Source organism: Dyadobacter sp. CY351, from assembly GCF_021502625.1.
Lineage (GTDB): Bacteria > Bacteroidota > Bacteroidia > Cytophagales > Spirosomataceae > Dyadobacter > Dyadobacter chenhuakuii.
The window spans coordinates 140,791-160,238 of record NZ_JAKFFU010000010.1 but is presented as its reverse complement, the minus strand read 5'-3'; the positions used below and the strand labels follow the sequence as shown (position 1 = coordinate 160,238).

General features: G+C 48.5%; 12 protein-coding genes. All 12 read right to left on the bottom strand.

What is annotated here, in order from left to right:
• Positions 1 to 24: 24 nt before the first annotated feature.
• The 12 genes from L0660_RS18345 to L0660_RS18290 all read right to left on the bottom strand — a co-directional run bounded on the left by L0660_RS18345 (position 25) and on the right by L0660_RS18290 (position 19,448).
• Positions 25 to 861: a sensor histidine kinase gene (locus L0660_RS18345; RefSeq protein ID WP_235160683.1), complete on the bottom strand. Its 837-nt coding sequence runs from the start codon at positions 859 to 861 to the stop codon at positions 25 to 27.
• A 30-nt stretch (positions 862 to 891) separates the two neighbouring features.
• Positions 892 to 4,605 (bottom strand): sensor histidine kinase, encoded by a 3,714-nt coding sequence (locus tag L0660_RS18340; RefSeq protein WP_235160682.1) that lies wholly within the window; start codon positions 4,603 to 4,605, stop codon positions 892 to 894.
• The gene (locus L0660_RS26245) at positions 4,577 to 7,423 is read right to left on the bottom strand and encodes a HEAT repeat domain-containing protein (protein ID WP_235160681.1); all 2,847 of its coding nucleotides are present in this window, start codon (positions 7,421 to 7,423) and stop codon (positions 4,577 to 4,579) included. The genes L0660_RS18340 and L0660_RS26245 overlap by 29 nt, the downstream gene beginning before the upstream one ends.
• A gap of 3 nt (positions 7,424 to 7,426) precedes the next feature.
• A complete protein-coding gene (locus L0660_RS18330) occupies positions 7,427 to 7,978 on the bottom strand; it encodes a GNAT family N-acetyltransferase (protein ID WP_233798015.1) in 552 nt (183 codons plus the stop codon).
• Positions 7,979 to 8,027: 49 nt separating this feature from the next.
• Positions 8,028 to 10,655: a TonB-dependent siderophore receptor gene (locus L0660_RS18325; RefSeq protein ID WP_235160680.1), complete on the bottom strand. Its 2,628-nt coding sequence runs from the start codon at positions 10,653 to 10,655 to the stop codon at positions 8,028 to 8,030.
• Position 10,656: 1 nt separating this feature from the next.
• Complete coding sequence (locus tag L0660_RS18320) at positions 10,657 to 13,839, bottom strand: hypothetical protein (protein WP_235160679.1); 3,183 nt, start codon at positions 13,837 to 13,839, stop codon at positions 10,657 to 10,659.
• A gap of 5 nt (positions 13,840 to 13,844) precedes the next feature.
• On the bottom strand, positions 13,845 to 14,270 hold the full coding sequence (locus L0660_RS18315) for an ATP-binding protein (protein ID WP_233798012.1): 426 nt from the start codon (positions 14,268 to 14,270) through the stop codon (positions 13,845 to 13,847).
• A gap of 12 nt (positions 14,271 to 14,282) precedes the next feature.
• Positions 14,283 to 14,603 carry an STAS domain-containing protein gene (locus tag L0660_RS18310; RefSeq protein ID WP_026631490.1) on the bottom strand — a complete coding sequence of 107 codons (321 nt, stop codon included), beginning with the start codon at positions 14,601 to 14,603 and terminating at the stop codon, positions 14,283 to 14,285.
• A 76-nt stretch (positions 14,604 to 14,679) separates the two neighbouring features.
• On the bottom strand, positions 14,680 to 16,800 hold the full coding sequence (glgX, locus tag L0660_RS18305) for a glycogen debranching protein GlgX (protein WP_233798010.1): 2,121 nt from the start codon (positions 16,798 to 16,800) through the stop codon (positions 14,680 to 14,682).
• Positions 16,801 to 16,803: 3 nt separating this feature from the next.
• Positions 16,804 to 17,142 (bottom strand): STAS domain-containing protein, encoded by a 339-nt coding sequence (locus L0660_RS18300; RefSeq protein WP_026631488.1) that lies wholly within the window; start codon positions 17,140 to 17,142, stop codon positions 16,804 to 16,806.
• 27 nt (positions 17,143 to 17,169) lie between these two features.
• The gene (locus tag L0660_RS18295) at positions 17,170 to 18,993 is read right to left on the bottom strand and encodes an AGE family epimerase/isomerase (protein WP_026631487.1); all 1,824 of its coding nucleotides are present in this window, start codon (positions 18,991 to 18,993) and stop codon (positions 17,170 to 17,172) included.
• Positions 18,994 to 19,025: 32 nt separating this feature from the next.
• Complete coding sequence (locus tag L0660_RS18290; protein ID WP_235160678.1) at positions 19,026 to 19,448, bottom strand: VOC family protein; 423 nt, start codon at positions 19,446 to 19,448, stop codon at positions 19,026 to 19,028.

Genomic DNA, 19,448 nt, shown 5'->3' with positions numbered 1-19,448 from the left:
ATTGATATCTGTTTTAAATAAATCTCAACCGGGAATCACAATTGTGAACTCCGTTTTTTCGCCGACCACAGAGGTTACATGAATGCTTCCTTTGTGCGTGTCCGTCACGCTGGTGTACGTGAGCGATAATCCCAGTCCCGTCCCTTTTCCCTGCGGTTTTGTTGTAAAGAACGGCTTAAAAAGCTTGGCAACAATGTCTTCCGGAATGCCGATGCCGTTATCGCAAATTTTAATTTCCACTTCCTGGCCGATTCTGGATGTTGTAATCTCAATGACAGGTTCATAGCCTTCCGCCTGCCGCTTCGACTTTTCATTCACCGCATAGCACGCATTATTGACCAGGTTGACAATCACCCGACCAAACTCCCCTTTCGCCACTTTCACGCAGCCAATCTCAGGATCGAAGTTAAATTTGAGCATTACATTGAAGGCGATGTCCTCTGCCCGGACGCCCTGGTAAGCCAGCTTGCTGTATTCTTCAAGCAGTTGGTTGAGGTCTGTGGATTCCAGGATAGCAGCGTCGGAGCGGGTTTGTGCGAGCATTCCCTGTATGATCCGCTCAATGCGTTTGCCGTTTTCGTTGATCTTGACGAGGTTTTGCGAAAGCGTTTCCAGCAGATCTTTTTCATCGGCGATGTCCGTCTCGGTCATTTCGGACAGCGGTCTTTGGCAAATATCCAGGATCTCGCCAACCAATCCCTGCGAAAGTCGGGAAAAGTTATTGACAAAACTCACCGGATTTTTTATTTCATGTAAAATACCTGCACTCAGTTGTCCTATTTCGGCGAGCTTGTTGAGCTCAATGATCTTTTGCTGATACAGTTCAATGTCTTGTTCCGTCGTTCCGGCTCCCATAGTCATGGTAATTAAAAATTTGCAGCATTTAGCGTATTAAGCAACAACCGGCAGGAAAATTTCTATTTCGGTAAACACCCCTTCCAATGAATTTACCGACATGCGCCCTTTGTGATACTCAATAATGTCCTTACTCATATATAAGCCCAGCCCTGTTCCTTTGGACGTAGGTTTTGTTGTAAAAAATGGGTTAAACAGCTGCTCCTGCTCTTTGGCCGGAATGCCTTTCCCATTATCACGTACGGTAATGCAAACGCCGCTTTCTACAAGCTTGGACGAGATAATAATCTGAGGCTCAAACGTCTTATCGATCCTGGCCTTTTCCAGCAAGGCATAGCAGGCATTGCTGATCAGGTTCGTGATCACCTGTGCAAATTCATAAGGCAGCACACTGACCTTAACCGGATTGCCATTTAAAGCCAAATCCAGCTTTACAGATGCATCTTTATATTCGGCCAGCGTTTCCTGAATGGCGGTTTTGGCCTTTGCTTCCAGGAAAGGATTCAATTCTGTAATGATAAAATCGCTCGATTTCCCTTTCAGCAACTTTTGCATATCCTTTACGATACGCGTTGTGCTGTTGCCATGTTCATAAATTTTTTCCAGGTTTTTTTGAAGCATACTGAAACCACTGTCCAGATCATCCTTCTCATCTTCCGACAAGCCATCCTGGTGCTTGTCAGTGACTTCGGTAATTTCCTTTAAAAGCTTCCCGGACGATTGCGAGAAGTTGTTAATGTAGTTCAGCGGGTTTAAAATCCTGTCCACAATCCCTTTGGTAAGGCTGCCCACCGAGGCCAGCCGCTCCTGCCGGATCAGTTCTTCCTGCGTCGATTTCAGGTTGGACAATGTATTTTCAAGATTTTCAAGAATGTTTGTTTTAATGTAAGCCCCAATCAAATGCTCTTTCAGGTTTTTAACGACATTGAAATCCCGCTCCGAAAATGCATTTTCACGGTCCGTATTTTCCAGCGTAATGTAGCTTTTCACCACACCGTCAACCCGTATCAAGATCGTAATGAGTGCCTTAGGAGAAAAAATCTCACTGATGGACGCATTGGCGTTTTGCTTTCGAAAATCATTTTTAAGGAAAATATCTTCCAAAATTTCTTCGCCATTTTCGATATACCGCTGCTCGGCTTCCTGAGCCGTCAGTCTGACATCTTCTACATTGGCAGTTTCCACTGCGCCCGCCAGCGCTATAAATTGATAATTGTCGGTCGCGGCGTTATAAACGAGTGCAGACGCTCCGTTGACGTTTTGAAATTCGCATAATTTGTTTAAAACCAGCTGGAACAGCCGCCCCGTATTTACCTCGCCATTAATTGATTTCACAAACTCATCGATCCTTTCAAGCTGATCGTTGGTTGCTGAGAGTTCTTCGGATTGCAATTCCAGTTCTTCTTTCTGGTTCACAACCTCTTCCGTACGTTCCAGGATCCGCGTTTCCAGTTCTTCCTTTTCTCTCAAAATTCTTCTCAACCGCCAGCGGACCACGTAGTAAATCATGGCCCCGAATAAGATCAGGTACAAGGCGATCATATACCACTGTCTGAACCAGGGCACGCGGATCTTAAAGGCCAATGATGTTTCCTTTGAAACGTGGTCATAAACGTCCCTTGCCCGTACTTTGAAATTGTAACTTCCCGACGGCAAGCCGCTGTATTCCTTACGCGTCAGCGGTCCCCAGTCAGACCATTCTTTGTCATAATTTTCAAGAAAATATTGGTACTGAACCTCCTGATTCGTGTGATAGCTCGGTAATGCAAACTCAAAAATCAGATTATTCTGACGGTGGCTGAGAGGCTTGGTAATCATTCCGTTTTGTGCAAATTGCAGCAGGCTATCCTGCGTGGCAACACTCCTCAGCATGACCGGATATTCGTAAACATATTGGTCCGGCACCCGCATGTCGAGCCGGAAGAGCCCCTGATCTCCGCCCAGCCAGGCGCTGCCATTTTCATCCGGAAAAATGATCTCAAACGGAACGTCCGCGATGGGCATCAATGGTGTTTCCAGCAGTTCGAAGTCGCCGGAAGGTTTTTTCTTGAAAAATGATGCTGATTTTTTGTCGCCGCGTGTGGTCCAGACATTGCCCTTATCATCCCCTTGCACACGATCAAACCAGGTTTTTTCTGCATGCAGCCAAATCGCACGGGTAAAACGGTCCGACTGAGGCTGGTACTCGAACAGGCCATCCTTATTGGAGACTATTAGCTTGTCTTCATACAAAGACAGTTTGTTGTATAATGGGCTGGAAATGCCTTGGGCAGCAGAAAATCGTTTAATGGTTCCTGATTTCCCATCCAGCTTTATAATGCCATTGGAAAGCGTTTCGAGCCAGAAAGTCGATGGGGAGGATTCGGTAGCGCCTACTATTTGTTCGTTAACTGCCTTTACCCGCTCTGTCCGCCATTCACTGCCTGCCCGCGTTAACTTTGTTAAGCCGTCCTGCAAGCCAACAAAGAGCTCATTACCAGTGCTTGAAGCTGTTACGCTCAGTGAAAAGACCGAATTTATTCTCGAAGTTCCGGAGCCTTTGGTCCATTGAAAAAGCCCTTTGTTTGAAGCAATGTATAGCGTGCCATTCGCTTCATCCAGGCCCAGACAGCTTCCGGAAAAGCCGTTGACGTGAATGATCTGGTTGTTTTCTACATAATATAATCCGTTCAATGTGCCTATCACAACCCGTCCCTGAAACCGCCGGATAGCAGTTACGGAACCTCTCAGACCATCCCTGCTGTCAAAAAGTGAGATCGGTGAAGGCAGGTCGAAGCGGGCGATACCGTCGTTGAGCGCAACCCAAAGATTGTGCTCACGGTCGGTGAACATGGCCGACACTTGCGTTTCCTGTAAATCCGTATCGGCTGCCACAGGATATTGCACATTTCCGTCCGCATTCGCCACCAGCATGCCGCCCGTTGCCATGCTGATCGCAATTGTTCCATCCTGTAATTTGGTTGCATAAGTTGCCTGATTGCGTACAATCACGGGATTCACATTGCCGCCAATGACCTCAATGCGGTTATTTTTTAATTTAAAAATGCCCTGACTTGTTGTTACCAGAAGCGCAGAACCATCCCCAAGCTGTACCACCGACGTAAGGTCCAGCAAAGCAGGCACGTCACTATTTTGCTCGATTTGGGAGATCTGATCCCCATTGATCCGAATCATCCCTTTATTTTTTGCATAAACCAGCATTTCCTCTTTGAAGGAAAATGCCGCCTGGATTTTCAGGTTGTGCTTGAATGGCTTCACCGTTGTGCCATTCCAAAAAAAGTTGATCTGATCCGTTACAAACCAAGCGCCGGCTTTGGTAGGGATAATCTGAATAATTTGTCCAAAATTTTCTTTCAGTTTTACTGACAGATCCACAAATCGCTGAACACCGAAAGCGTCCTTGCCCAGATAACCGAATTCTCCGTTCGCTCCTACAAGCACCCGGCCTTTTGCGTCCGTCGCCAGGGCCGATACGCGTGTGATATTTGTCGTCTGGATCGTTTTCCATTCCACGCCGTCAAATTCAAGTACACCCGCAAAATTGGCAAAATACATCATGCCTGCCCTGTCCTGGGCTATGGCGAAGTTTTGGTCGTGTGCCCGATATTCGGCAGAAGAATAATAGCCCGACAATGGCCTTCCTACGTCCGGCCTTGCCACATTTGCAAGCTGTGCCCAAAGCTTTTCCGAGCCGGTCAGACACATCAGAATGATTAGTAACTTAATGGATCTCAACACTTTCCTCCACATTTTGCCTGATATTAAGATCTTTTAAAAGAAAATTTTCAATGATATAGAATTCCGTGTCTTCCAGCACATTTGGGATCATAGCGACACCCATTGCCGTCAGTTCCGCGACATTGCGGATGTTACCGGCTTCCAGTGCGCCGATTTTGGAGAAAAACAATTTTCCATAAGTCACAAGGATGGAAACGTCGCCGTCGCTGAGGTGTTTCCGCAGATCTACCACTTCGCCGCTCTCTTCCTGGAAATAGGCCGAGGTCAGCAACACTTTTTGCAATTCCCCGCTTAGCAGTCCGCCTAATGCATGCGTTTCGCGCAGGCGGCGGAGCTTGGAAACAAGCAGATCTTCTTCGGTCGAAAGCCATTCAAGCGGTTTCATGATCTCAATGTGAAAAGCATCATTTTTCCTGGTCATTGCTTCCATTAAGGAGCGGAAACGGGCCGGATTTACAATTCGGAGGACGTAAAATGATGTTTCAGAAATAATCTTAGACCTGGAAACCGCATTGGCAACCAGCACAGGCGTCACAATTCCGGCATCAAAATGGCGCAACTCTTTGATCGCGACCGCCTTCGTCCAGCGCGAAATCCTGGTGTAATCCTTATTAATAATGTCGATCAGACGCTCTTCCACGGATAATGTTGCCAGCGGGTAAATTTCTGCATAGCGGCGGCGCATTTCGTCCAGCGAGTCGCTATCGAGATATGGCAGGACTTTGTTTTTAATGTTTTCGGGCAAAAGCAGGTCACAGATCTCGGTCAGGTAGTCGCGTGCATCGGTTGCCTGATCGCCTTTGAGCAAGGTTACGGCGTGAAAACGAGAGCCATAAACGGCTTCCAGTACAATGAAAGCTTTACGCATAATCCGCATCCTCTCCCGCTCCAGATTCAGCATCAGCTGGCTTTCCGGCTCATAGGCATCCGAAAGATCGTGCTGCGCCGAGAGCAGCCAGGCGAATGTTTTCAAATGTTCGTCCAGCTCGTTCAGCATGAATGTTTGCTCCGTGGTGTTGCAGGTGTAACGCAGGTTCCGCAATGCTTCCAGCACCTTGTCTTTTACAAAACGGTTGGGATTTTCCAGGTTTCTGCGCAAAAACCGGATCGCTTCCGGACCACCGATCTGCTCTACGATTTTGAGCAAATGCAGCTGCCGGTAACGGTTATCCTCATTGCTTAAAAATGATTTTTCAATGTATTTCAACAAAGGCGGTCCCGACTTCACCAGCGCATCGAAAGCAACGGTAAAGTAACGATCGGCCTCCATTTGCTCCATTAAAAACGGCCACAGCTCTGCCCTTTTCAACTCGCCGGCCGTGTATATGGCCGCTTCACGCACCCGTTTGTTGGGATCCTGTAACAATGGAATGAGATATTTGTACGACAGGAACCGGTTCGTGCTGCCCAGTCCCAGCGCCGCTTCAATGCGGTCTTCTTCTTTGGGTGAAAAAATCTGGTTGATAAGTTGTTCAAATGGCTTTTCAGAAATAGCCTGCCCTGGCGTATAGGAAGCGTTTTTCTTCGATTTTTCGGGGAAATTAAAAATCTTGTCGCGCACCATTTTTTTGTAAGAGTTCTCCCCTACGAATGCCACAAACGTCCAGCAAACCGCCACCACCAAAAACAAAATTGCGAGCTGCAAGGCGTCCATCCGCGAAATGTTGACCAGCACAAAAAGCAGAACACCAGCCGCCAAACCACCCATCGCCTTGGCCCGGCCTTCGATCCGGCCCTGAACATTCAGTCTGAAACGCGCCTGAATGGGCTGATATAAAACCTGGTATGCCGGCTCAGCAATGGCCTTGCGAACCGCACTCATGAAAAACCGGGAAAGCGCAATACAGGCAAAAAAGATGGCCGCCGTGTCATAACCCAAACCATAGATCACAGAAACGGCAAAGCTGAAAACGAGGCTCAAAGGCAGGATCAGAATGCCGAGCTTCAAGCCGTATTTGCTAATGAGCTTGTTGTAGAAAAATGTTTTGATAAAAAATTCAAGAATGGCACTGATACCAAAGAAAAATCCGAGAAAGCTGGCCAGCGATTCTTTGTTCGGGAACACATTGCGCGACTCCGTGAAGAAAATATATTCAACATAAAATAAGGCGAAAACGGGCAGCAATGCGAGCAGGAAAATGTTGCGGAAATATTTGGGATCCACAGCATCCGTCGCCACATGCTCGGCCGGTTTCGGTTTTATTTCAATGCGTGTATGATCCGTTGTTACGTGACGTTTGTGAATTTTTCTCAATAAAACGGCGCAGACGATCAGGAAACCAACAGCCAGGATCAGTAGCGAGTCGATCGGCAAAATCTTGACCAGGGCCGGAACCGCCAGATACATAATGACAGAGGAAAAAACTTCTCCGCTGTTGATGAGCGAGGATAACCTTTTGGATTGCTGAAAATTGAACAGCTTCACAACCACTGCCCAGAACGTGACGCCATTGACCAGAACAAAAATCCGGTTCCAGATAAAGAGAAAAAAGAAAACCCACTTACTGCCTGTAAGATGATAAATGACCAGGAAAACGGCGATGGAGACAATCAGGAAAAGCAATGCATTTTCGCCTAACCGATTAAAAGGAATGCGTTTCTGAATGCGGGTTAAGCCCAACCCGAGCAGGTAAACGAAAACGCCGCCGACCACGTAAACCTGGGGCAACATTAAGCGGTCGAAACTCATCAGAAACGACGAAGCCACCACCGTGTAGAACAATGCCGTTGCGCCGCCCATAAAAAAAGAATAGGCCATCAGCAGGCTCACGAGGCTTTCCTCGTCCTTTCTGATGTTGAGCATCCGCGATATGTCCTTGATTTTTTTCACCAGTTAAACTCCTAATTCTTTAATCATAAAATAGATCTGACGTTCAGGCATTTGATATAATGGCCTGATTTTCCCCAGGTAGAAAAATCCAAGATCTTCCAGCGGCTTAATGCGTGACGCAACGGGCTGGGCAATGATCAGCCTGGCGCCAAGAATGGCTGCATACTGAATGCGGGCTTCGTCGAGCAATGTTGAAAAGCCGTTGCCGCGATATTCCGGCGCAACCACCAGCCTGTTCAGAGATGCATAAGGGCCATTTCCAAAACCTTCCAGGATGGATCCGTCGAACAAATCTGCGTGCGGGACCGATTTGTAATCCGTATGGAAAGTCATGCGTGCAGCGGCCACGATTGTCTTATTATGCAAGATAACCCAATGGTGCGCCAGCAGATCCTCATCGTCCAGCCAGGCTTTATGTGAGAAAAAATCCTGGCTTATGCCCTGCTCATCCTTCCAGGCCAGCACCCGGAGCGCCCCCATTTCGTCCAGGCGTTCGGGATGGTCCAGCTTGATGAGCAGGAACTCCGAATTTCTGATTTCAAACCTTGTTTCCATTAAGCGAGGAGGATTTATATGCATTAATTCCATTTCGAGAAGCCGGTTTTCATTTGCGGTTTGTGTCAAAAAGCAGCCCGACCGAGAACACGCGACCTTCCTGCGGGTAACGCGACGCGGACGTAACGCCCTCGGCCGCCCGGATGCCCGGTACAAAATATTCGTGATTAAACACATTGGAAACCTGAACCTGTAAGCTGAACACATTCAGAATGTTATGATAGGTCAATGTCGAGTTCAGCAAGTAAATCGGTTCAAAACGCGTGATCGGATTGCTGCTTCCCGAAGTTCCTACGCCAGATTTTCTTGCGCTCACATAATTGTTGGTAACACTGATACTCAGGTTTTTAACCGGCTCATATACAGCTCCCAGATTAGCCGACCAGGGCGCAATGTCGCTGATAGGAATCTTCTGCCCCTCGACTTTACTAAGATCGCGCGGCTTACTGTAAGTGAAATTGCCCCAGACATTCAGCCTTTTCACATCATAACGCGCTTCCGACTGAATGCCCATAATGCGCTGCTTGCCCAGTGCCTGAAACTGCTGCGTAGGCAAGCCCGCCGGCGTCGTGGCAGCCGCAAGCCCTACCGCATTGCTGTAATTGGCTACATAACCTGCTACATTAAAGGACATTGCTTTATTGAACCGGATTGAAACGCTCCCTTCCACATTCTTCACGCGCTCGGGCTGCAAAGTGGGATTATTCAGCGCGCGCTCGCGGTTCGTGGCGTATTTTTGAAGATAGGAAGCATCCTTAAATGCCTCTGTGTAAATGCCTTTGAATACAAATTTACCTTTGGAATAAATCAAACTGACCCGCGGATTGAACACGAAGCCATAACCGCCCTTAGAACGGATCTGATTGTGATCGAGCCGTGAACCGAGCACCATTTTCAGGCTTTCGGTCCAGTTGTAAGTGGCTTGTGTGAATATACCAATGTCAAAAACACGGAAGTTATCGCCGCCTGCCAATGTGGAATCCGGGCGTCCGGTTTCGTCTGCATTTTCGGTTTGCGAAGTAATGTAGTTGGCCTGTATAATACTGTTCCTGATTTCGATGCCGCTGTTAATGTCCAGCTTCGGCAACGGCGTGAGCAACACGCGGAATTCGTTACGCAGCTGGTTGGAAACACGATACCAGTAAGGGATCGTATAGGTGGGCTTGCGCTGGTTAAGAAGGTCGATAATGCCGTAACTGCCATTGAAATAACCTCTATAAGTGGGCAAATTGGTTGCACCATTCAGCTCATGGAGCCGGTAGGAAGTCAGGTTCAGGATCTGGACTTTTTCAGAAATGAATTTATTGTAGGTCAAAGAAAACGCCTTGTTGTTGGCGACCCAGCGCGAAACTTCGGGTGTTACGATGCGGGAGCGGTTGGTATACCAAGGTGTTGCGCCTTCGTCCGTTTTCCAGCTCATGAGCGATATCATGAAATCCTTAAACTCGATTTTTGCCCGGATAAAAAAGTTTTTTGAATCATCATTAAAACCCACCGGACTTCCGTTCACATTCGCCTGGAATAAATTAGCATTATCCAGTTCGGCCGCCTTTGCCTTTCCGGCATTAGTCAGGCTCAATGCATTGGCATTGCCGTTCGCATCATAGCCAACCTGATAAAGATCGTTGTTAGGGAAAAGCGTGTTGAGCTTGTTGGTAGTAATGTAAGTCTGCGCGGCGGCGCCGTTGATATTCTGCTGTGCAGGATAGTTATCAGCGGTTCTCGGATCGTAATTCCATTCGGGATACCGGCTGTAATCCAGCTCGTTAGAAGCGAAATAGCGCGACGTTACCGAAACCGCAACGTCCTTTGTCCGCATGGTCACCACACCGTCAATGAGTTTTGTATTTAAAGATCCATAGCGCACCTGACCGTTCGTAGAAACGACCATTTTCTTACCTTCCGGCATTTCGCGATCCAGAAAACGCTTGGTAATGAGGTTTATAACGCCTACAAATGCATTTGCGCCATACATAGTCGAAGCCGGGCCATAGATTACTTCCACGCGCTCAATGTCGGACAAGGCATATTGCCGTGAAATGGGGATGTTGTCTGAATTCAGGTCGTTTTCCTCGACGCCGTCCACAAGGAGGATGGTGCGGTCGTTGGAAGTGGAGCGGTAACCGCGCTGGTAGAATGTGACATAAGACGGCCCGTTCCCTCTGATGACGTCGAAGCCCGGAATGTCATTCAGCATTTGGGTCAGGTCTTTATAGCCTCGTTTTACAATGTCAGTTTGGGTCAAAACGGTTACGGTGGCGGGCACTTGCAGAAGGTTTTCCGCTTTCTTGGAAACGGAAGTGATTTGGATGATGCGGTCCATGAGATCGCGCTGCTGGGCAACGAGGTCTTTGAATTGCGGCAATGCAGAGAATTCCGGCTCGTAATTTTGGTTGGCTATCAAAAGGTTACGCACAGCCGTGGCCGCCTGTGGCAAAGAATCCAGCGCGAGATATGTTAATGCAATGATCTTATATGCCTGCACTTGCGCATTCGGCGAAAATCTGGTTTTAAGGCAAGGGTTCAGGATTTGAAAAACCTCATCGAAATTCCCGGTCCTATATTTCCTGTCAGCCTCGGGAATGATCACCGTTGCATCGCAATCCTCTTGTGCATAGGCTGTTGTGCCTGCAAAAGCAAGGGTTAGGAGGATCAAAATGGGTAAAAATCTTTTCATATTATCTGATGTTCCGGGACAGTTTTTCGTAAGGAATATCCTTTCCAATGTATTGGTCCCACTCTTCCTCGGTCAGTTCGCGTTTTACCTTTTTAGAAACTTCGGCAAACAATATAGCCGAATTAATGTCCCATATCCGGACCGTTTTATCCGCACCGGCAGCCAGCAATTTGTTACCATCCCGGGTAAATTGAATGTCCATCACCCAGTAGTCGAAATCGCTCAATAACACAGGCTGTTGTTTGGAAATATCTTCTTTTGCATTCCAGATGCGTATTTTCCAGTCATAGCAAGCTGTGGCAATGCGGCTTCCGTCCGGCGCGAAAGCAATGCTGGTTATGCCCGAAGTGTGCGTTCCCTGTGTTCCGTTCATTGAGTTTGGAACCGGCTCGTTATTGTTCATGCGCACATTGTAAAGCATTCCCGAGCTGGTGCCGAAGTATAAATGCTTCTGATCAGGCGTGAATGCCATGGATAGCAGCCTTCCGCGGAGGCCGGGGAGGTTGTATTCTGCTGGTTTTGCATCTGGTTTGGTCAGGTCCACACGGATGAGCTTGCCCGTTCCGGTTGCCAGGAACATATACTGGCCGTCAGCCAGGATTTCAACCGAGGCGATCTCGGTGCCAACATTGATATTTCTCACGACATCCAGCTTTTTGTCGCTCACATCCCAAAGCCTCACCTGCCCGGAAGAACTTACAGAGAGCAGATGCGGCCTGTTATTAATGTTCTTCACCGTCAGCGAAAACACGATGCCGTCATGCCCTACGATGGTTTTAGCAGGCGGCGCGCCCGGCATATAATTGTCCCAGCGGACGATCTGACCATTGGACGAGCCCGTAAAAAACGTTTTTCCGTCAGGCGTAAACGCGACGGAACGAATGCTTTTGAAGGTTTGCCTCGGATTGCGCAGCAAAAGCGGCTTGGCCGCAGGCGTGAGATAATTCCAGAGGCTGACCACACCATCGTCCCCCGCCGTTGCGAAAACCGAATTCCCTGCTTGCGGCTCGGCCACGACGCGTACAATGTCGTTATGTGCAATTAATGTTGCCTTCGCGCCCGCCGCTTTGGATAGTGCATTGAAAATATCCGGATTCTCGCGTTCCCCGCCATTTTTTATATTAAAATCATATGCTTTCAAAGCCAGTAATGCAGTCAGTTCATCCCCGGCAGGCATTTGAAATGACTGGATCGCAATGAAGCGCGCCACTGCTTTGGAGCGCTGTTTCAATGCATCATTCCGGGAGCTTTCCGCTTCTTTCTGGGCCGATTGCGCATACACTTTTTGCCTGTCCGACTCTTTCTGCGCACTTACGGCGTATTCTTTTTGAATTTCCGTTTGTTTCTGAGATTCGACCGCCGCTTTTCTGGCATTGTCGGCCTGGATCTTTTGTTCCTCAGCGATTTGCTTGGCAATTTTTGCGGCGATGCTCTCTTTCACGGCTTTCTCCTGTTCCCTTACCGCAATGCCTTTTTGTTCTTCGGTTAATGTCTTTTGCAGCTCGGCAAATGTCCCTTGCTGCTCTGCGATTTTCTTTTGCGCAATGGCTTCACGTGTCTGATCCTCAGCCCGTTTCCGTTCCTCCAGTGCCAGGCTTTCCTTTTCCAGGGCCGTTTTCTCACTCTGCTGTGCCTGTGTGCGCAACACAAGTGCAACAATCAAAAATAGTAATGATACTAATGAGCTGATCCCGAGCACCGAAGCGAATATTCTGGCTTTGCGCAGCTCCCGTTTCTGGCGGTCTTCTTTCTGACGAACTTCGAGTTCGTATTGTTTTTTACTGTAATCTAAAAAATTGGTCGCACGCTCGAAAAACGGATCATAGCGCTGCGCCCATTCCAATGTCGGCTCGCTTTCTTTCAGCCATTTAAGTCCCAGTTGCAGTTCGGGATTAACCCAAAGTCCCGTGCGGCCTTCCTGGTAAAGTGCAGCCGAGTAACTGAGCTGCTTGTAGAGCTTTGCAGATTCCAGCTCCTCCTCTATCCACTTTCTGCACCGCTCCCAGAATGTGAGCACTTTTTCAACCGAAACATCAATGATCGAGTCGTGATCGATCTTTACGCCTGGTTTTGGCGTCAGGATGGAAACACCATTTTCGCGGAAAACCATGATGACGTCGATCAGCAGATAATCGGGAATGCCGGTGATCTGGATGATCTCGCGCAAGACGGTCGGGTGCAGCGAGGAGGTGTCGCTCGGGCCCAGGACAATGAGGGATTTGAAAAGTTTGGCTGCTGCATTCCGCCTTTTTTCATCAAGCCGCTGCGTGTAAATTTCCTCCGCATGCATGGTAATCGACTCCTGCATGCCGCCAATGGCCTCATAATCAGCACGGGAAACGGGAGACGAGAATGGCTTGGTAGATTTCCAGCGATCCCAGGTGCGCATCAATGCATGTTGCAGAATGGGCAGAAAATCTGGGTTATCCGCCAATTCTTTAAGCAAACCTGCAACAAGTTCAGACTCAATGCTGGCGCCCACCGACTCGACAGGCCCCACAATGACTTGCTTTACTTCCTCCGGGTTCATTTTCGGAAGCAGATAATAGCCCTTGTTAATGATCTCGGTCAGGCCGTCGAATTCCGTGCAATGGTCCAAGTAGTCCGACCGCATCGTGATCACCGCGTGCACCGGAAGCTCACGCTGGTTAATGAGGGTCAACAGCAGTTTTACAAATGCATTGGTTCTGTTTTTACCCGAAAAATCTTCCGAAAGCTCATAGCGGAACAGCTCCTCAAACTGATCGATCACCAGCAGAATTTTCTGGTCACGGATCGCCGAAAGCAATGTTAAGGCAACTTTGGGATCCCTGCTAAGTTCTTTTTCCACAGCCAATGGATCGCGGCTGTCCCAAAGCGGATCAATGTCCCTCAGGGCCACTTTCAGGGCCTCTACGAAATTTCTCACGGGATTTCCCCCCGGCCGGAAAATGATCACTTTCCAGCGGCCTGCCGCCCAGCGGTCTGCCGCCTCGCCTTGTTCCAGCGATGGAATGAGGCCCGCTTTGATTAAAGAAGATTTACCACTTCCCGAGGATCCGATCAACGCAAGAAAACGCCCGTCCAGGAGTTTGTTTTTCAACTCCCGGATGTGCGCGTCCCTGCCGAAGAATAAAGCATGATCGTCATAATCATAACTCCTAAGGCCAGGAAATGGATTGGTAACAGTAGAATTCTCAACCATAGGACTCAGGTTGCGGCAATTTTCATTACAAATTTGTTACGGTTCTTTCCATCGGCATATTCATAGGAAAACTCATCTACACCATTGATTGTCAGGAAAATACCAAGACCACCGATGCCGCGTTCTTCCAGCGAAAGCGTCAGGTCCTGCGCGTTGGGCAGGTCTTTCGCGAGCGGGTCAAACGGCGCGGCAATGTCTTCCAGGATCACCACGAGCTTATCAGGCATGATCTCACTCACCACCTGAAAGTCCGCTTCGATCCCTGGTTCCTGGTAACCATACAAAATGATGTTCGTAGCAATCTCATCGACCGCCAGTTTGAGACTGTAAGTTGGTTTTTTGGCCAAACCAGCCTTTTCCGAGAGCTCACCAATGTATTCCCGCAGCGAATCGAGAGAATCAACAGTGCCGGGAAAACTTTTCGATTCCATTATCAGGAGATGTTAAACTGGATATTGATCAACGATGGTAACGCTGTGCTGCAGACCCGTTTTGGTAAGCGTGTCCACGATCAGTTCCTGGGGTTTCACAATGTAAATGGATAATTTCGGCCCGATTTTTTGTTTTGAATAAATCAAAACGCGGAGCCCGGCAGAGGACATAAAGTTAAGGTCCTCCATATCAAGCACCAACGAATCGATCGGCTGATTTGCAATTTTCTCAATCTCGGTCTGAAACACCCGCGCCGAAAGCGAATCCAGCTCACCATGCAATGTAAACCGCGCCTCCTGATTCTCTATTAAAGATTCTATTTGAAATGCCATGATGTTGTTTTATAAGTTTTTGAAACAATTTGTTTTTTAAATGTAAATGTCTGCTTGCTTGTGCTTGTAAGGGGCGCTACTTCCCAACCAACACCACCGTCGCTCTCCCGCCAACCAAAAACCTCCCCTGATCCTCCAATTTCGGCTCCTTGCCGATCTCGTAAATGTCTTCACCTGAAGGCATGTCCGTATTCACGGCCAGGTGCCAGCTTTGTCCATTCGGGAGTGGTGGGAGTTCGTAGTACAGGCCGTCCCAGTGGGAGTTCATCGCTACGTAGATGGAGTCGTCGACAATGGTTCCGCTTTTGGCGTGGGCGCCGTCCAGCATAAATGCCAGGCAGCGGCTGCTGGGTGAAAAATCGGGTTGCCAGGCTTGGGTTCCGTGGAATGTGATGTCCGCAAAACCGCTTCCTACGTAATCCCTGTGCTGGAAATGCGTCCTGCTCCTCAGTACCGGGTGGGCACGGCGGAAGCGCATGATGCGTTGCGCAAAGTGATAAATATCCGCGTTTTTTTCCATCAGGCTCCAATCCAGCCAGTTGAGCTCGTTATCGTGGCAATAGGTGTTGTTGTTCCCATTTTTGGTAACCCCAACTTCATCGCCCGAAAGGATCATTGGCACACCCTGACTCACCATCAGGATCGACAACGCATTCTTTATCTGCTTGTGACGGAGCTGATTAATGTACGCATCATCTGTTTCACCTTCGACGCCGCAATTCCATGAATGATTATCATTACCACCATCATTGTTATTCTCTCCATTCGCTTCGTTGTGTTTTTCATTGTAAGCGAAGAGGTCATAAAGCGTGAAACCGTCGTGGCAGGCGATGAAATTGATGCTGGCCGTCGGGCCGCGATAGTAATACAAATCAGGCCATCCCTGGATGCATTGTGCCATTTCTCCAACCAGGCCTTCGTCGCCCTTCAAGAATTTCCGGATCGAGTCGCGATATTTTCCGTTCCATTCAGCCCAGCGTCCGTAAGCCGGAAATGAACCGACCTGATACAATCCGCCTGCGTCCCATGCTTCTGCTACGAGCTTGCATTTAGCAAGGATCGGGTCATATGCGAGCGATTCCAGCAATGGCGGGTTGCTTAGCGGAGCGCCGTTCTGGTCGCGGCCGAGAATGGCAGCGAGGTCGAAACGGAAGCCATCAATGTGGTAATCGGCTGCCCAGTAACGCAGACAGTCCAAAACCATGTTCCGCACCACCGGATTGTTGCAGTTCAATGTGTTGCCGGTTCCTGAGAAATTGAAATAATAGCCCTCAGGCGTCAGCATGTAATAAGTTTTGTTATCTATTCCCCTGAAAGAGATCGTGTGACCGCGGTGATCGCCTTCGGCGGTGTGATTGAAAACCACGTCCAGCATCACTTCAATGCCGTTTTTATGGAGTTCTTTCACCAGCGTTTTCAGCTCGTCCACTTGCATGCCAAACTTTCCCGTGGCCGCATAACCTGCCTTTGGAGAGAAGAAATTAACCGTGCTGTAACCCCAGAAATTGACGATCAGACCGCCTGTAACCGGGTTTTCCTTGCTGTTTTCCCATTCATCAAACTCATAGATCGGCATCAGCTCCACGCAATTGATCCCCAGATCTTTCAGGTAAGCCACTTTGCTGCGGATGGCCGCAAATGTGCCTGGATTTTTAACATTCGATGACGGATGCTGCGTAAAGCCGCGCACGTGCATTTCATAGATCACCAAATCCTCAATAGGCGTTTCGAGCGGGTGGTCATTTTCCCAGTCAAAATCCTCGAAAACGAGGCGTGAGCGATACGGGTAAATGTTATCCCAATTCGGCTTGGCCAACCAGGAATCCCGTCCGCCAATGGCTTTGGCGTAGGGATCGCTGAGTATAATGCTTTTGTCGAAACGATGACCTTCTTCGGGCTTGAACGGGCCGTCCATGCGGTAACCATATTCCAGGCGCTCGTAATCCAGATCAAACACGATCATGGAATACACATTGCCCGTGCGGAATTCCTCAGGGAAACGGATTTCTGCAAATGGTTCGGCCTCTCCCCTTTCGAACAATACGAGTGTACAGTCGATGGCTTCGCTGGAATAAATGCTGAAATTGATTCCGTTAGGGACCATAGTCGCACCAAATGGCAATGCATGTCCCCTTCTGAATTTGATCCCCTGCTGCTCGTGCGTCGGGTAGTAATCAATCCTGATATCTGTTGCCATGGATTAGTCTTGTTTTAGGAATGCAACTCCGTCTTCCGGCTTTTCCACGATCGTAAAAAAGTTGATAAAACCCGTGGTTGACATGACGTCCTGGATCTCTTCCGAAACCCCCACCAGCACCACTTTCCCTTCCTGCGATCTGATATTCCTGTAAACCATCAGCAATACGCGCAGCCCGGCGCTGGACATGAAGCCCACTTCGGTGAGGTCAATCGCGATGTTCTTGCTTTTGTCCATGGCCACCTTTGCATTTCTTTCAAATTCGGGCGCCGTTTTGCTGTCTATATCGCCGGAGACCGCAACCACCGTAATTTCTTCCTGATCCGTAATGGTAACTTTCATCTGAATAGTTTCTTAATGTGGTTCAAATTACTTGGCCGAACTGATCTGTACTTTTACGCGGATACGTTCCTCTGTTTCAGGAAGTTTCACGGTAAGTCCGTACGCATCGAAATCGCTGTAAGGCTGATCGTCAATAAAAACTTCGCTGATATACACGCTTCCAGGAGGCAAAATGTCCGGCGAAACACGCAGAATGTTGTCCTTCCAGCCGTTTGGATAAGGCTTAAAGTAGAAATAAGTCGGCTGCTTGGTGATCAGCAAATTGATATAAACTGCTGACAAATAGCATAGTTCTGTGCTGTGATATGCACTCATTGAGTGGCTTCCTTTGAAACGCTCTGTTCCCAAAAGATACGGCATACCATTGCCCAACACATTGAAATACACACCGCCATCGTCATTATCCAGGAAGAATGCATTGTAGAATGCAGCCGCCTCACGCGCTTGTTTTTCATATTCTTCATCGCCCAATACCCCGTACATGATCAGGTAAGCAAGGATCGCTTGTTCCTGTTGCCACCATGCTTTGCGGTCGTGCCATACAAACTGGTGCTTATCACCCGTTTTCTGCACACGTTCCACAACGTCATACCAGCCACCACGCTGCTGGTCAGAGCCAGCCGCAGGCATGAGTTCAGCAATTTTTTTGGCAAATGCCAGGTATTCTTCTTTCGGAGTAAGCGACTGCTGACGGATCAAATTCCACGCGATTTTCAGGTTGTGGCCTACTACTGCGCGATTTTGCTGCCATCCCCAGGTCTGGTCTTTGCTCCAATCTTCAAAGAATTTCTCCTGAACAAACGGGCTGTTTTCGTAGTCCGGGAAATACTTGGTAATAGTGTCAAATGTGTATTCCAAAAAGTCCGCATGCTTCTGCTCGCCGCTCGCCAGCCAGAGGTTGATGAGGTAAGCCGGTGCGTGGTCACCTACCGAGTTCCAGTTTTTGCGGGCTTTGTTATGCGCCAAGGATTCCTCGTGCGCATCCAGTGTGATTGGGTGCAAATGTGAGAAATAACCTTCGCCGTCGTGGTCTTTGAAGTATTTTTCAAAAAGATCAATGGTCTTGTCAATGTCATCACGGATGCGCTGATCGCCGGTGATCCGGTAAGTTTGCGTCGGGCCTGCCAATGCGTAGATCTGCTCGTACATAGGAAGCGAATCCAGGTCATCGCCAAATTCCGAAGTCAGCAATTTGGTTTCTTTCTGGCCTTCCACTTTCAAGCCGTGATACCAGTAAACGAGGTCATCGTCCTGGTCAAAAAAGCGCATATGGTCGCGCAGATATTCTGTTCCAAGCTCAGCACCTTCCAGGAATTCGTCTTTTCCAGTTAACAGATAAGCTGACGCAAATCCGTAAACCATCCGGGAAATCGTGTCGGTTTCCTGCAAGTAATCTCCTTTTTTGGAACCTCCCAAATGGAGCATTGTGCGGTAATTTTTGTAATTGATCTCCTCCTTTGGATAATCAAATTGCCATTTCAGATAGCTGGAAGCGATCGAGCTGATCTGCGTGATCCAGTAATTCTGCTCCTCGTGGCGATAGGCTTTCGGCTCCTTGCCAGGGAAAATCAGCTGCTGCGCTTCAAACGTGCTTTCATCTGCGCCAGCATTGGGATAAAATGTTCCGTAAGCGAAAACGTACTGGCCGTTCGTAGACAAAAACGGAGCGATATCGCCCGGATCCTGCCAGCCTTCTGTCAGGTTCTGCACACCGCGTGCATAGGTGGAAGCGATCAGGTTGATCTTAAAAGGACGCTTGTCCGACGTCTCCACGGTAAACCAGCGTTCCTCTGCATTATATCCCGTGATATACCCTGCAATGGTATCTGAAAAAGTGAAATTTATATTCATGCGTTAGTTGGTAAAGGTGTTTTGAGAGTTTATTATGCGAGGTCTTCCTGATCCTTATAGCCTTGGGTGATTTCTATAATGTTCCCTTCCGGGTCTTTGAGCCAGACGGTTTTCCAGCCTTCAATTACGTCGTCGAAATGGAGCGGGCCTAGGGTGATGACGGCGTCTTCGCCCATGCTTTCTACTTTGGCATCAATGTCGTCCACGGAGAATGCAATGTGCCTTAATCCGGGATAATGCGGGCCGTCGGCTTCGGACATCGGGTAAGGGCGGTCTTCTTCGGGCGGGAAGATTTCGAAATAAATGTTGTCGTCGTTTTTGAGGAAAACCAGCTCGGCGTCGTCGCCCAGACTGATGACCCTTGCCCGTCGAAAGCCAAAATATTTGGAATAAAACTCCTCGAACTTAGCGAGGTTCCGAACGGTTAGTGCCAGGTGAAAAAATGTCGCGCTCAT

Bases quoted from the DNA above. Each gene is read 5' to 3' on its own strand.
- L0660_RS18345 (WP_235160683.1), bottom strand. From the start codon at position 861: ATGACTATGGGAGCCGGAACGACGGAACAAGACATTGAACTGTATCAG.
- L0660_RS18340 (WP_235160682.1), bottom strand. From the start codon at position 4,605: ATGTGGAGGAAAGTGTTGAGATCCATTAAGTTACTAATCATTCTGATG.
- L0660_RS18330 (WP_233798015.1), bottom strand. From the start codon at position 7,978: ATGGAAACAAGGTTTGAAATCAGAAATTCGGAGTTCCTGCTCATCAAG.
- L0660_RS18325 (WP_235160680.1), bottom strand. From the start codon at position 10,655: ATGAAAAGATTTTTACCCATTTTGATCCTCCTAACCCTTGCTTTTGCA.
- L0660_RS18320 (WP_235160679.1), bottom strand. From the start codon at position 13,839: ATGGTTGAGAATTCTACTGTTACCAATCCATTTCCTGGCCTTAGGAGT.
- L0660_RS18315 (WP_233798012.1), bottom strand. From the start codon at position 14,270: ATGGAATCGAAAAGTTTTCCCGGCACTGTTGATTCTCTCGATTCGCTG.
- L0660_RS18310 (WP_026631490.1), bottom strand. From the start codon at position 14,603: ATGGCATTTCAAATAGAATCTTTAATAGAGAATCAGGAGGCGCGGTTT.
- glgX (WP_233798010.1), bottom strand. From the start codon at position 16,800: ATGGCAACAGATATCAGGATTGATTACTACCCGACGCACGAGCAGCAG.
- L0660_RS18300 (WP_026631488.1), bottom strand. From the start codon at position 17,142: ATGAAAGTTACCATTACGGATCAGGAAGAAATTACGGTGGTTGCGGTC.
- L0660_RS18295 (WP_026631487.1), bottom strand. From the start codon at position 18,993: ATGAATATAAATTTCACTTTTTCAGATACCATTGCAGGGTATATCACG.
- L0660_RS18290 (WP_235160678.1), bottom strand. From the start codon at position 19,448: ATGAGCGCGACATTTTTTCACCTGGCACTAACCGTTCGGAACCTCGCT.